The sequence below is a fragment of the Pseudomonas sp. YY-1 genome (assembly GCF_002843095.1).
GTDB lineage: Bacteria > Pseudomonadota > Gammaproteobacteria > Pseudomonadales > Pseudomonadaceae > Aquipseudomonas > Aquipseudomonas sediminis_A.
In genome coordinates this window covers 316,616-329,927 of sequence record NZ_PJLX01000002.1, presented here as the reverse complement: position 1 = coordinate 329,927, position 13,312 = coordinate 316,616, and the positions used below count along the sequence as shown (strand labels likewise).

Annotated in this window: 11 protein-coding genes; 4 read left to right on the top strand and 7 right to left on the bottom strand. The window is 62.0% G+C overall.

The annotated features are described in order from the left end of the window. Positions 1-64: 64 nt before the first annotated feature. From zapE to CXP40_RS04240, 3 genes are all read right to left on the bottom strand, one after another. The gene (gene zapE / locus CXP40_RS04250; RefSeq protein ID WP_099522468.1) at positions 65-1,159 is read right to left on the bottom strand and encodes a cell division protein ZapE; all 1,095 of its coding nucleotides are present in this window, start codon (positions 1,157-1,159) and stop codon (positions 65-67) included. A gap of 108 nt (positions 1,160-1,267) precedes the next feature. After that, a complete protein-coding gene (locus CXP40_RS04245) occupies positions 1,268-2,614 on the bottom strand; it encodes a tryptophan--tRNA ligase (RefSeq protein ID WP_106732762.1) in 1,347 nt (448 codons plus the stop codon). Positions 2,615-2,735: 121 nt separating this feature from the next. Then, positions 2,736-3,365 (bottom strand): alpha/beta hydrolase, encoded by a 630-nt coding sequence (locus CXP40_RS04240; protein WP_106732761.1) that lies wholly within the window; start codon positions 3,363-3,365, stop codon positions 2,736-2,738. Positions 3,366-3,631: 266 nt separating this feature from the next. On the opposite strand from CXP40_RS04240, the gene CXP40_RS04235 reads away from it, so the two are divergent. After that, complete coding sequence (locus tag CXP40_RS04235; protein ID WP_099522471.1) at positions 3,632-4,063, top strand: YhcB family protein; 432 nt, start codon at positions 3,632-3,634, stop codon at positions 4,061-4,063. A 199-nt stretch (positions 4,064-4,262) separates the two neighbouring features. On the opposite strand, the gene cysN is transcribed toward CXP40_RS04235, so the two are convergent. From cysN to CXP40_RS04220, 3 genes are all read right to left on the bottom strand, one after another. Next, positions 4,263-6,158, bottom strand: a complete 1,896-nt coding sequence (gene cysN / locus CXP40_RS04230; RefSeq protein ID WP_106732760.1) for a sulfate adenylyltransferase subunit CysN — start codon at positions 6,156-6,158, stop codon at positions 4,263-4,265. 12 nt (positions 6,159-6,170) lie between these two features. Then, complete coding sequence (gene cysD / locus CXP40_RS04225; RefSeq protein WP_099522473.1) at positions 6,171-7,088, bottom strand: sulfate adenylyltransferase subunit CysD; 918 nt, start codon at positions 7,086-7,088, stop codon at positions 6,171-6,173. Positions 7,089-7,220: 132 nt separating this feature from the next. Then, on the bottom strand, positions 7,221-7,979 hold the full coding sequence (locus CXP40_RS04220) for a Nif3-like dinuclear metal center hexameric protein (RefSeq protein ID WP_106732758.1): 759 nt from the start codon (positions 7,977-7,979) through the stop codon (positions 7,221-7,223). 110 nt (positions 7,980-8,089) lie between these two features. Between CXP40_RS04220 and algW the strand changes: the two genes are divergently transcribed. The 3 genes from algW (at position 8,090) to CXP40_RS04205 (ending at position 12,134) form a co-directional block, all read left to right on the top strand. Then, a complete protein-coding gene (algW, locus tag CXP40_RS04215; RefSeq protein WP_099522475.1) occupies positions 8,090-9,232 on the top strand; it encodes a Do family serine endopeptidase AlgW in 1,143 nt (380 codons plus the stop codon). A gap of 87 nt (positions 9,233-9,319) precedes the next feature. Then, positions 9,320-11,401 (top strand): TonB-dependent siderophore receptor, encoded by a 2,082-nt coding sequence (locus CXP40_RS04210; RefSeq protein WP_106732756.1) that lies wholly within the window; start codon positions 9,320-9,322, stop codon positions 11,399-11,401. Positions 11,402-11,414: 13 nt separating this feature from the next. Continuing rightward, positions 11,415-12,134, top strand: coding sequence for a DUF4198 domain-containing protein (locus tag CXP40_RS04205; RefSeq protein WP_106732755.1), 720 nt, complete (start codon positions 11,415-11,417; stop codon positions 12,132-12,134). Between the two features lie 75 nt (positions 12,135-12,209). On the opposite strand, the gene hisC is transcribed toward CXP40_RS04205, so the two are convergent. After that, complete coding sequence (gene hisC, locus CXP40_RS04200; RefSeq protein ID WP_106732753.1) at positions 12,210-13,262, bottom strand: histidinol-phosphate transaminase; 1,053 nt, start codon at positions 13,260-13,262, stop codon at positions 12,210-12,212. Positions 13,263-13,312: the final 50 nt, after the last annotated feature.

Here is a 13,312-nt window from a genome sequence, read left to right as displayed (position 1 = left end):
CCTAGCGGGGAAGCACCAATGAAAAAGGCGACCTTGTGGGTCGCCTTTTTCATATCGCCTTCCGTCAGGGCCGGTGTGGGCGCGAGAGGAATTCGTGCGATTGCATTTCCAGCAGGCGGCTCAGCGTGCGCTGGAACTCGAAACTCAGGCGACCACCGGTGTAGAGATCCTTGAGTTCCACTTCCGCGGAGATGATCAGTTTGACGTTACGGTCGTAGAACTCGTCCACCAGGTTGATGAAGCGTCGCGCCATGTCGTCCTTGGCCACGCTCATCTGCTCGACATTGGCCAGGATCACCGCATGGAAGATCTTGCCCAGTTCGATGTAGTCATTCTGGCTGCGCGGGCCATCGCACAGCTCACGGAATTCGAACCAGGCCACGTCCTCGCAGACCCGCACGGCGTGGATCGCGCGGTTCTCGATCATCAGCGCCTCGTTCTCCACCATGTGGGTGCAGTCCGGTAGCAGGCTGCGGAAGCTGGTCAGCAGACTCTCCTCGGCAGCCGGGCCGAGCGGGAAGTGGAACAACTCAGCCTGCTCCAGCGCGCGCAGACGGTAGTCGACGCCGCTGTCGACGTTGACGATGTCGGTATGCTGCTTGAGTAGGGCGATGGCCGGCAGGAAGCGCGCGCGCTGCAGGCCGTCCTTGTAAAGGCCGTCCGGCACGATGTTGGACGTAGCGACCAGGGAAACGCCGTTCTTGAACAGCTCTTCCATCAGCGTGGCGAGAATCATGGCATCGGTGATGTCGCTGACGAAGAACTCGTCGAAGCAGATCACCCGTGCCTCGTCGGCGAAACGCTTGCCGATGATGGTCAGCGGGTTCTTCTCGCCCTTGAGGGTCTTCATCTCCTCGTGCACGCGCTTCATGAAGCGGTGGAAGTGCGTGCGCATCTTCTGCTCGAACGGCAGCGCATCGAAGAAGGTGTCGACCAGGTAGGTCTTACCGCGTCCAACGCCACCCCAGAAATACAGGCCCTTGACCGGCCCCTGCGGCTTCTTGCCGAACAGCTTGCCCATCAACCCGGATTTGCTCTGGTCGCGCGCAATCAGCTCGTCGTAGAGACGCTGCAGATGGCGGACAGCATTTTCCTGGGCCGCATCATGGAAGAAGTCGGGCCGCTTGAGATCGGCCTGATAACGCTCTAAGGGGGTCATGATTCGTTAGCCGGGCAAGTAAAAACGGGGGCGTCACTTTAGCGACGCCCCCGTTGATTGGCAATCTTGCCGTGGGCGGCAACCGCCGCCCGGTATGAACCGGCCATCTCACTCCTGCGGCGCTAACGCCTCACGCAGACGGGCGATGGCATCTTCCAGCGCCTGACCGTCAGCGAACTCGGGGCTGCTGGCCACGCTCTCGCCATCGATCCATACCGCGAACACCTGGCCTTCGACGCGCACATCCAGCGGTTCGCCGGATTGCAGGCGTTTATTGATCATGCCGGCCGACTTGCCATCGGCGAAGGATTTCGACAGCAGCAGTTGCTCGCCATCGGCATCCAGCAGACGGAAGCGGAAGCTGCCATCTTCATCGCGGAAGCTGACGAAGCGGGCGCTCTTGGCGGCTTTCTTCTTCTCGCCAGTAGCGACTTGCACCTGCTCGCGGAACGAACGCAGGCCCACCGCCTCGCGCAGCTCGCCAAGGAACGGCGTGGCGATCTTGCGCGCCTTGGCGGCGCCGGCGAGGAGAATGTCTTCCAGGTCGGCCGGCCGAGCGATCAGCGCGTTGTAGCGCTCGCGCGCCTCGCCCAGGGTGTCTTCGAGCAGCTGGTACAGGCGATTCTTCGCCTCGCCCCAGGCCAGGCCGCCTTCCAGCTCGGCCCGGAATTCGGCCTGCTGCGCGTGGCTGGCGAAGGCCTGGTACAGGGTGAACAGATGCGAACCCTCGGCATCCTTGGGCTCACCGGGTAGCTTGGAGTCGGTGACGATGCGCGCCACGGCGTCCTTGAGCTGCTTGGCTGTGCCGAACAGCGGGATGGTGTTGTCGTAGCTCTTGCTCATCTTGCGCCCGTCGAGGCCTGGCAGCGTCGCCACTTCCGCCTCGATCACCACCTCGGGCAGGACGAACAGGTCCTTGCCCTTGCCGAACAGGTGATTGAAGCGCTGACCGATGTCGCGCGCCATCTCCACATGCTGAATCTGGTCACGACCGACCGGCACCTTTTGCGCGTTGAACATCAGGATGTCCGCGGCCATCAGCACCGGGTAGCTGAACAGGCCCATGGTCACACCGGCGTCCGGGTCCTCACCAGCTTCAACGTTCTTGTCCACCGAAGCCTTGTAAGCGTGGGCGCGGTTGAGCAGGCCCTTGCCGGCGACGCAGGTGAGCAGCCAGCACAGCTCGGGAATCTCGGGGATGTCGGACTGGCGGTAGAAGGTCGCCTTGTCGGTATCCAGCCCCAATGCCAGCCAGGTGGCCGCGATTTCCAGACGCGAACGCTGGATGCGCGCCGGGTCATCGCACTTGATCAGCGCGTGGTAATCGGCGAGGAAGTAGAAAGAGTCCATCTGCGGATCGCGGCTGGCGACGATGGCCGGGCGGATGGCGCCGGCATAGTTGCCCAGGTGCGGCGTGCCGGTGGTGGTAATACCGGTAAGGATACGGGTGGTCATAGTAATTCGCTTGTCTTGCTGCAATGACTTGGTAGGCCTTCATTTGCCGTCACTCCCGCGAAGGCGGGAGCCTGGGTGCTGCGGCCCTCTGGGTTCCCGCCTGCGCGGGAATGACGGTTTTTTATAAACGCGGCAGAAGGATGTCCTTCAAGTCCGTCAGCTTGCCATGAAAAAAGTGACCGCATTCTGCCACTTTCAGCAGCTCGTGGGCACGCCCGAGATTGGCCGACCAGTCGTACACGGCCTGTGGCTCAACCACCTCGTCGGCATCAGGCTGGATCACCACCAGCGGGCACTGGCTGGCCGGCGGCACCTCGGCAGTCAGGCGATGCACCGCCGGCGCCACCATGAACAACTTGCTCGGCACCTGGCCTTGCGCCTCCAGGCGCGCGCCCAGCGCTGCGGCGACGAAGCCGCCGAAGGAGAAACCCAGCAGCGTGACAGGCAGGTTCGGGTATTCCTCCTTGAGCCAGGCGGCGACGGCATCGGCATCGTCGACCTCGCCGGTGCCCATGTCATGGCTACCGGCACTGGCGCCGACGCCGCGATAATTGAATCGCAATGTGTGATAACCACAGTCACGCGCGGTGCGCTGCAGCGTGCTCACCACCTTGTTGAGCATGGTACCGCCCTGCACCGGATTGGGATGGCAGACCAGCGCCACGCCTCGGGCGTCCGGCACCTCCAGCAGAAGGGCTTCGAGTTGACCCACGGGGCCTTGAATGAAAAGAGGGGTTTCGCGACTGAGCAACACTGAACTCCGTGACCCCGCAACGGGTCGACTCGTCTAGCAAACTGCCTGTGCGGCAAATGAACCTGTTCAGCGTCTTACGAGCTAGAAGCAATGCAAGGCAAAAACAGGAGAGGAAGCGGAGTGTACTGTTGTACATGAGCATTCCGAACCTGTTTTTAACGCAGCAGTGCCGACGCGCAGAAGACGCTGAGCAGGTTCTGGACGTATACAGCACAGGCTCAAGCCGCTAACGTAAAGCAAAGCCGTTTTGAGAGGAAGGACTCGTGGAACAGACCGTTACAGCCTGGTTGATACCCGCCCTGACCCTGGTGGTCGGCATCGCCGTGGGCTTTCTGCTCGCCCGCCTGGCCCCCAATGCTGCACCGGGCCGTACGCAGCGGCAGATGGATGAAATGCAGGCACGCTTCGAGGCCTACCAGAGCGAAGTGGTGACCCACTTCAACACCACCGCCAGCCTGGTGAAGAAACTCACCCAGAGCTACCAGGACGTGCAGGAGCACCTGTCCGACGGCGCCAACCGCCTGGCCCTGGACGAGCTGACTCGTCAACGCCTGCTGGCCACCCTGAACAGCACAGAGACAGGCGAGAAGCGCGAGCGCCTGACCCCGCCGAAGAACCACGAAATGCCCAAGGACTACGCGCCGAAAAGCGACGGCCCCGGCATGCTGGATGAGAGCTACGGGCTGAAGAAGTAACCCGCCAGCCAGAAACACCGAGCCCCGCGATTGCGGGGCTTTTTATTGGGCGCGGTTGTGGGCTACGCGGGACGGTAGGAGCGAATTCATTCGCGATCATCGTAAGCCCATATCGCGAATGAATTCGCTCCTACAAAAGACACCCCACAAACGATGAGCCCCACTAATAAGCGGGGCTCTTCATGCAGCATCGCGAATGTTAGATCGCGCCGCGACTACGCAGCAGATCCAGCACCGCCTTGACGCCCTCGTCGACCGACTGCGACTGGGTGTCGATCACCAGATCGGCATCCAGCGGCACGTCGTAAGGGAAGCCCTCGCCTGGGATGTTGTCACCACCGGCCGCGTACAGCCCCTGCGGATCACGTTCGGCGCAAATCTGCGGCGACGCCTGCACATAAACGGTCAGCGCACGCTCGCGACCGATCAGCACCTTGGCCTGCTCACGCCCTTCTGCATCCGGGGCGACGAAGGCGGCCAGGGCAATCATCCCGGCTTCGTTGAACTGACGCGCCACATGCGCGGCACGACGCCAGTTCTCGGCGCGGCCTGCGCGATCCTGCGGCAGCCCCTTGTTGAGATCGTGGCGCAGATTCTGGCCATCGAGCACGTACACCGCGCGGCCCACATCGAACAGCTTGCGCTCCACGGCATAGGCCAGAGTGCTCTTGCCGGCACCGGAGAGGCCCGTGAACAGCACGGTGGCCGGTTGCTGGCCGAAGCGCGAAGCACGCTCCTCGGTCGACACGTGCGCCAGACGGCCATGCTGACCACCACCATGGGCGACCGGAGCGGCGATGATCATGCCGGCACCGACGGTACCGTTGGTCAGGCGGTCAATGATGATAAAAGCACCCGTGGTGCGGTTGTATTCGTAACCATCCAGGGCGATCGGTGCATCCAGCGCCACCTTGACCCGGCCGATTTCGTTGAGTTTGAGCTCGCTGGCCGCGCCCTGCTCCAAGGTGTTCACATCGACGCGATGAACGATACTCGGGATCGAGCCCGGCACATAACTGGTGGCGCGTTTGATGTCGTATTTCTTGCCCGGCAGCATCGGCTCCTCGCCCATCCATACCAGCATGGCCTCGAAGCTGTCGGTGACCTGCGGACGGTTGTCGGCATGCACCAGCATGTCGCCGCGCGACACGTCGATCTCGTCTTCCAGGGTCAGGGTGATGGCCTGGCCCGGACCGGCCTGCTCCAGCTCACCCTCGAAGGTGACGATGGATTTGACCCGACTGCTCTTGGCCGACGGCAAGGCCAGTACTTCGTCGCCCTTGCGCACGATGCCGCTGGCCAGGGTACCGGCGAAGCCACGGAAGTTCAGGTTCGGACGGTTGACGTACTGCACCGGGAAGCGCAGGTCATCGAAGTTGCGGTCGCCAGCGACTTCGACGGTCTCGAGAATTTCCATCAGCGACTGGCCGGTGTACCAGGGCGAGCGCTCGGACTTGTTGACCACGTTGTCGCCCTTGAGGGCCGACATCGGCACGAACTCGAGGGTGGTCGGACGCAGGTCGATCTTCTCGGCGAAGGCCAGGTAGTCGGCCTTGATCTGCTCGAACACGCCCTGATCGAAGTCCTTGAGGTCCATCTTGTTGACCGCGACGACGATATGCTTGATGCCCAGCAAGGATGCGATGAAGCTGTGGCGCTTGGTCTGGGTCTGCACGCCGTAACGGGCGTCGATCAGGATGATCGCCAGGTCGCACGTCGAGGCGCCGGTGGCCATGTTGCGCGTGTACTGCTCATGGCCGGGAGTGTCGGCGATGATGAACTTGCGCTTGGCGGTAGAAAAATAGCGGTAAGCCACATCGATGGTGATGCCCTGCTCGCGCTCGGCCTGCAGGCCATCGACCAGCAGTGCCAGGTCGATGTCATCGCCGGTGGTACCGACTTTCTTCGAATCCTTGGTGATGGCTTCCAGATGATCTTCGTAGATCATCTTGGAATCATGCAGCAAACGGCCGATCAGCGTGCTCTTGCCGTCGTCGACGTTGCCACAGGTAAGAAAGCGCAGCAGTTCCTTGCGCTCGTGCTGGGCCAGGTAAGCGAGAATGTCCTGGCCGATCAAATCGGATTGGTGACTCATGGTGCGCGATCCTCAGAAATAGCCCTGACGTTTCTTTTCTTCCATCGACCCGGCGGCGTCGTGATCGATCACGCGGCCCTGGCGTTCGGAAGTCCGGGTCAGGAGCATCTCCTGGATGATTTCGGGCAAAGTCAGTGCCGTGGACTCCACCGCGCCGGTCAGCGGGTAGCAGCCAAGGGTACGGAAACGCACCATCTTCTTGGTGATGCGCGCCTTCTCTTCATCGGACAGGTGCTCGAGGATGCGCTCGTCGTCGATCATGATCAGCGTGCCGTTTTTCTCGATCACTTCGCGCTCGGCAGCGAAGTACAGCGGCACGATTGGAATCTGCTCCAGATAGATGTACTGCCAGATGTCCAGTTCGGTCCAGTTCGACAGCGGGAAGACGCGGATCGACTCGCCCTTCTTGACCTTGCCGTTGTAAACGTTCCACAGCTCCGGGCGCTGGTTCTTCGGGTCCCAGCGGTGCTTGCTGTCGCGGAAGGAGTACACGCGCTCTTTAGCGCGCGACTTTTCTTCGTCGCGGCGCGCGCCACCGAAGGCGGCGTCGAAACCGTACTTGTCCAGCGCCTGCTTGAGGCCTTCGGTCTTCATCACATCGGTGTGCTTGGCACTGCCGTAGGTGAAGGGGTTCATGTCCTGCGCCACACCATCGGGGTTGATGTGGGTGATCAGGTCCAGGCCCATCTCGCTGACCATCTTGTCGCGAAAGCTGTACATCTCCTGGAATTTCCAGCGGGTGTCGACGTGCATCACCGGAAACGGCAGTTTGCCTGGGAAGAATGCCTTGCGGGCCAGATGCAGCATCACGGCTGAATCCTTACCGATGGAATAGAGCATCACCGGGTTATCGAATTCGGCGGCCACTTCACGAATGATGTGGATGCTTTCCGCCTCCAGCTGCTTGAGATGGGTCAATTTGTCGAGCATGGCTACTCACGGATTGCTGTTATGGGGCCGGCGGGCCGTGGACGAGCGCGCACTCTACCACAGCACCTGCTTATACTCAGGGCGCCGGTTAGATCGAAACGTTCTAGTGTTATGCCTGCCCGTCTGGATGACTCAGACTGGATTGGGGCAGTCGATGAACAGGTGCTCGAGGGCGAAACGACGCGCCAGATAATCGCCCAGTGCCTGCACGCCATAGCGCTCGGTGGCATGATGGCCCGCGGCGATGAAGCTCACGCCATTCTCGCGGGCGCTGTGGAAGGTCTGCTCCGAGGCTTCGCCGGTCAGGTACAGGTCGACCCCGGCTGCTACAGCCTGGTCGATGTAGCCCTGCCCACCACCGGTGCACCAGCCGACGCGACGGATCAGCCCTTCGCCCTCCACCAGCAGCGGTTCACGCCCGAGCACCTGCTGCACGTGGCGGGCGAAATCGACGGCGCTCGCCGGCTCGGTCAGCGAGCCGACGAGGCCAACGGTGCGCGGGTTTTCCGGCTCCAGCGGCCCCTCGACGACGATGCCGAGCTGCCGTGCGAGCTGCACGTTGTTGCCCACTTCGGGGTGTACATCCAGCGGCAGGTGATAGGCCAGCAGACTGATATCGTGCGCCAGCAGCGCTTTCAGACGACGCTGCTTCATGCCAGTGACACAGGGGTTCTCACCCTTCCAGAAATAGCCGTGATGCACCAGCAGCACATCGGCCTCGGCCTCGATCGCAGCCTCGATCAGCGCCTGACTGGCGGTAACGCCGCTGACGATGCGGCTGACCTGCGGACGCCCCTCGACCTGCAGGCCATTGGGGCAGTAATCACTGATGCGCGACGCATTAAGAAAAGCGTCAGCTTCTTCCACTAGCGTGGTCAGGGCAATGGCCATGAAGATTCCTCACAAGCTGTTGCGGGCCGCTGCCTAATTGGCGAGCACCTCACTATAATGCGCCACCTTAAGGGCCGGATTTGGCCCCCGCAACCCTCAGGATTGTCTCGATGCCCCAGGCACTGCGTTTTCTCGGTTGGCCCCTGCTGGTTGGCGTGCTGCTCGCACTCCTGCTGATCCAGCGCTACCCGGAATGGGTCGGTTTGCCACGCCAGGAAGTGCAACTGGTGCAGGCCCCGCTCTACAGCCGCCTGCAGGAAGGCCCGGTATCCTACGCCGAAGCCGTCGACACCGCCTCGCCTGCAGTGGCCAACCTGTACACCACCAAGCTGGTGAGCAAACCAACCCATCCGCTGTTCGAAGACCCGACCTTCCGCCGCTTCTTCGGTGACAACCTGCCACGTCAGCAGCGCATGGAATCGAGCCTGGGTTCGGCCGTGCTGATGAGCCGTGAAGGCTACCTGCTGACCAACAATCACGTGGTCAGCGGTGCCGACCAGATCGTCGTCGCCCTCAAGGATGGCCGCGAAACCCTGGCCCGGGTGATCGGCAACGACCCGGAAACCGACCTCGCAGTCTTGAAGATCGACCTGCCCAATCTCCCGGCGATCACCCTCGGGCGATCCGACAGGATTCGCATCGGCGATGTCACCCTGGCCATCGGCAACCCCTTCGGCGTCGGCCAGACCGTGACCATGGGCATCATCAGCGCCACCGGGCGCAACCAGCTGGGCCTCAACACCTACGAAGACTTCATCCAGACCGATGCGGCAATCAACCCGGGTAACTCCGGCGGTGCGTTGGTCGATGCCCACGGCAACCTGGTCGGCATCAACACCGCGATCTTCTCCAAGTCCGGCGGCTCGCAGGGTATCGGCTTCGCCATACCGGTGAAACTGGCGATGGAAGTGATGCAGGCGATCATCGAACATGGTCAGGTGATTCGCGGCTACCTAGGTGTCGAGGTGCAACCACTGACGCCGGAACTGGCCGAGTCCTTCGGCCTCGATGGCCGCCCCGGCATTGTCGTCGCCGGGGTCTATCGCGACGGCCCGGCACAGAAAGCCGGCCTGCAGCCTGGCGACCTGATTCTCAGCATCGACGGCGAAGCGGCCAGCGACGGCCGGCGTTCGATGAACCAGGTAGCGCGCACCAAGCCTGGCGACAAGATTCGCATCGAGGTACTGCGCAACGGCAAATCGCTGGAGCTGAGCGCCGAGATCGGCATTCGCCCTCCCGTTAACGGCAACTGATCGGCGAGCATTTTCAAGTGGGAAATTTTCTCGATTGAGGCTATTGTAATGTTATTACATTAATCACAATCATCCGGAGACATCCCCTTGCGCGTCACTACCGCCTTGCTTGCCGGCAGCCTGTTAACACCCTGCGCTCTTGCCGCCGAATCTCCAGCCCAACTGGCTGACAGCATCATCAGCGCCCCCGGTGAACAAGCCGACGGGCCGGTGCAGGGCTACCGCGCCAAGCGTTCATCCAGCGCCACCCGTACCGACACCCCCATCAGCGAGATTCCCCAGGCCATCAGCGTAGTCCCCGCCCAGGTGCTGGACGATCTCGGCAGCAGCCGTATCGACCGCGCCCTGGATTTCGCTGGCGGCGTCTCGCGGCAGAACAATTTCGGCGGCCTGACATTTCTCAACTACAGCGTGCGTGGCTTCACCACTGGTGAGCTGTATCGCAACGGCTTCGCCATCAACCGCGGCAGTTACAGCTCGCCGGACGCATCAGCCATCGAGCGTCTGGAAGTGCTCAAAGGACCGGCCGCCGCCCTCTACGGCCGCGGCGATCCCGGCGGGCTGGTCAACATCGTCACCAAGCGCCCGCAACTGGAGCCCTTCACTCAGTTCAAAGCCAGCGCCGGGCGCTGGGATCGCTACCGCAGCAGTCTCGACGTCAACACACCGCTGAACGAGGACGGCACCCTGCTTTCGCGGGTCAACCTGGCAGTCGAAGACAACGGCAGTTTTCGCGATCACGTTGGCAACCAGCGACAGATCATCAACCCGACCTTCAGTTGGCAGCTGTCGCCCGACACCCTGCTGATGATCGACAGCGAATTTTCCCGCACCGACTCGGTGTTCGACCGCGGCATTCCCGCCGTCGACGGCAAGATGGGCGCGGTCAAGCACTCGACCTTTCTCGGCGAGACCAACGACGGCAAGATCCGCAACGACAACCAACTACTGCAGGTCAGCCTCGAGCACTACCTCAACGATGCCTGGAAACTGCGCCTGGCCAGCCATTACAGCCAGGGCACGCTGGACGGCAACAGCTCCGAACCATCGCGCCTGATTGGCGATCAGGTCACGCGCTTCTATCGCGAGCGCCGCTTCGAATGGAACGACAGCATCACCCAGGCCGAGCTGCATGGGCAGTTCGAACTGGCAGGTTGGCAACATCAGACGCTACTTGGGCTGGAATACGAGAACTATCGCAACAGCCAGAAGTACCCGCAAAGCGTTACCGGCCTGGGCTATGGCCAGGACATCTACAACCCGATCTATGGTCAGCCCAAGCCCCCCATCGTCAATCCCAACGACTTCCACGAGCACACCGAAAGCTACGCCCTCAACCTGCAGGATCAGATCAGCTTCAACGAGCGCTGGAGCGGCCTGCTCGGCGTGCGTCTGGAGCGTTTCGAGCAAAACGCACTGAACCGCAGTACCCGCGTCAGCAACGAGCAGAGCAAGGATGTCGCCACCCCGCGCGCCGGCGTGCTCTATCAGCTGACACCAGAGGTCGGCGTGTTCGCCAACGCCTCGATGTCGTTCAAGCCCAACACCATCGGCGCCCAAGGGCAGGTATTCAAACCGGAGAAAGGCCTCGGCTATGAAACCGGCCTCAAGCTCGACCTGCTCGACAGCCGCCTCGGCGCCACCGTGGCACTGTTCCATATCGACAAGGAAAACGTGCTGACTGCCGACCCGAACAACCCCGGCGACAGCATCGCCGCCGGTAAGGCGCGCAGCCAGGGTCTGGACCTGCAGGTCAGCGGCCAGCTCACCGATGCCCTACGTGTGATCGGCGCCTACGCCTACATCGATGCTGAGGTGACCAAGGACAACAGCATCCCTGAAGGTAGTGACCTGCTTGGCATCGCCCGCAACAGCGCCAGCCTGATGAGTGTTTACCAGTTCCAGAATGGCGCAATGAAAGGTTCCGAGCTGGGCGCCGCGATCACCTACGTTGGCGACCGCTCCGGGCAGACCGGCAGCGATTTCGAGCTGCCGGCCTATACCACGGTCGATCTGCTGGCGCGCTGGCAGGCCACCAAGGACCTGAACCTGGGCCTGAACCTCAACAACCTGTTCGATCGCAAGTACTACGAGCGCTCGTTCAACAACGTCTGGGTAATGCCCGGCGACCCTCGCAATCTCAGCGTCAGCCTGACCCTCAACCTTTGAATCGGAGATTCACATGCGTATTCCTGCCTACCTGCTTCTCGCCGGCCTGTTCGCCAGCAGCAGCGCTCTCGCTCACGGCCTCTGGACCGAGGAGCGCCGCGGCAATATCGAAGTCGTCTACGGCCACGGTGCCGAGGATGATGCCTTCAAGGCGGAAAAGATCAGCGGCGCCTGGGCCTATGACGCAGCGGGTCGAATGATTCCGGTGACCGTCGAACGTCTGGCCGACCACGCCCGCCTGCAACCTTTGAAGAAACCCGCCGTACTCGGTGTCGCGCTGGACAATGGCGCCTGGTCGAAGACCCCGGAAGGCCAATGGATCAACCAGGGCCGCAGTCAGGTGACGAACTCGACCCAGTCGCTGCAAACCTACAAATACAGCCTGGCGATCTACTCAGAAGACGCCAAGCTGCCTGCGCTGGAACACCTGAAGATGGTCATAGTGCCGGAAACCGACCCGCTCAAGGTCGGCCCAGGCAAGCCGCTGCCGGTGCGCGTGCTGGTGGACGGCAAGCCGATGGCAGGCGTCGAGCTGGTCGGCGACTATCGCGGCGCACCGCATCAGGTCAGCGCGGTAACCGATGCCGAGGGCCGCGCGCAGGTAACGGTGCGCAACGAGGCACTGAACATCATCAGCGCCTCGGTCTACGTACCGGTGGAGAACGACCCGAATATCGAGAGCCGTGGTCTGTTCACCTCACTGACCTTCCTCGGCCAGCCGCACCACGAGTAACCGCAACGCCATGCACCGTGCCATGAAAAAAGCCGGTGACGCGAGCGTCACCGGCTTTGCTAAAGCTCGTATCGATTACAGCCCACGCAGCGCATCCAGCAGTGCCTGGTTCTGCTCCGGCGTACCGATGGTGATACGCAGGAACTGGGCGATGCGCTGTTGCTTGAAGTGACGCACGATCACGCCCTGCTCACGCAGGCCCGCGGCCAAAGTCGCTGCATCCTTGCCCGGGTGACGGGCGAAGACGAAGTTCGCTGCCGAAGGCAGTACCTCGAAGCCCAGCCCCTGCAGGCCCGCAACCACCGCCTCACGACTCTCGATCACCTGCTGGCAGGTTTTCTCGAAATAATCACGGTCCTCGAACGCTGCGGCTGCACCGGCGATGGCCGCTCGATCAAGCGGGTAGGAGTTGAAGCTGTTCTTGATTCGCTCCAGCGCCTCGATCAGGTCCGGATGACCGACTGCAATCCCAACGCGCAAGCCCGCCAGAGAACGCGACTTGGACAGGGTCTGGGTGACTAGCAGATTCGGGTACTTGTCGACCAGGGCGATGGCCGTCTGCCCACCGAAGTCGATATAGGCCTCGTCTACCAGCACTACCGAATCCGGGCTGCCTTGCAGTAGGCGCTCGATGGCCTCGAGCGGCAGCAGACAGCCGGTCGGCGCATTGGGGTTGGGGAAGATGATGCCGCCATTGGGCCGAGCATAATCCTCCACGCGGATCTGGAACTGCTCGTCCAGCGGCACCTGCTGCTGCTCGATACCGTACAGGCCGCAATAAACCGGATAGAAGCTGTAGCTGATGTCCGGGAACAGCAGCGGCGCGTCATGCTGGAACAGGCCATGGAACGCGTGTGCCAACACCTCGTCGGAGCCATTGCCGACGAACACCTGGTTGGTCTGTACACCGTAGTAGTCGGCCACTGCCTGCTTCAGGCGGTCGCTGTTGGGGTCCGGGTACAAACGCAGGTTGTCGTTGACCTCAGCCTGCATCGCCGCAATGGCCTTGGGCGAGGGGCCATATGGGTTCTCGTTGGTATTGAGCTTGACCAGCTTGCTCAGCTTGGGCTGCTCACCTGGCACATAGGGCACCAGGTCTTTGACGAAGGGGCTCCAGAATTTGCTCATCTGCCCTTCTCTCCTCGAATGCGTAGGGTGCGCTGTGCGCACCACGGATA

What these genes read in the sequence shown, in the direction of transcription:
- zapE (WP_099522468.1), bottom strand. Translation starts at nt 1,159, where the DNA reads ATGACCCCCTTAGAGCGTTATCAGGCCGATCTCAAGCGGCCCGACTTC.
- CXP40_RS04245 (WP_106732762.1), bottom strand. Translation starts at nt 2,614, where the DNA reads ATGACCACCCGTATCCTTACCGGTATTACCACCACCGGCACGCCGCAC.
- cysN (WP_106732760.1), bottom strand. Translation starts at nt 6,158, where the DNA reads ATGAGTCACCAATCCGATTTGATCGGCCAGGACATTCTCGCTTACCTG.
- cysD (WP_099522473.1), bottom strand. Translation starts at nt 7,088, where the DNA reads ATGCTCGACAAATTGACCCATCTCAAGCAGCTGGAGGCGGAAAGCATC.
- CXP40_RS04220 (WP_106732758.1), bottom strand. Translation starts at nt 7,979, where the DNA reads ATGGCCATTGCCCTGACCACGCTAGTGGAAGAAGCTGACGCTTTTCTT.
- algW (WP_099522475.1), top strand. Translation starts at nt 8,090, where the DNA reads ATGCCCCAGGCACTGCGTTTTCTCGGTTGGCCCCTGCTGGTTGGCGTG.
- CXP40_RS04205 (WP_106732755.1), top strand. Translation starts at nt 11,415, where the DNA reads ATGCGTATTCCTGCCTACCTGCTTCTCGCCGGCCTGTTCGCCAGCAGC.
- hisC (WP_106732753.1), bottom strand. Translation starts at nt 13,262, where the DNA reads ATGAGCAAATTCTGGAGCCCCTTCGTCAAAGACCTGGTGCCCTATGTG.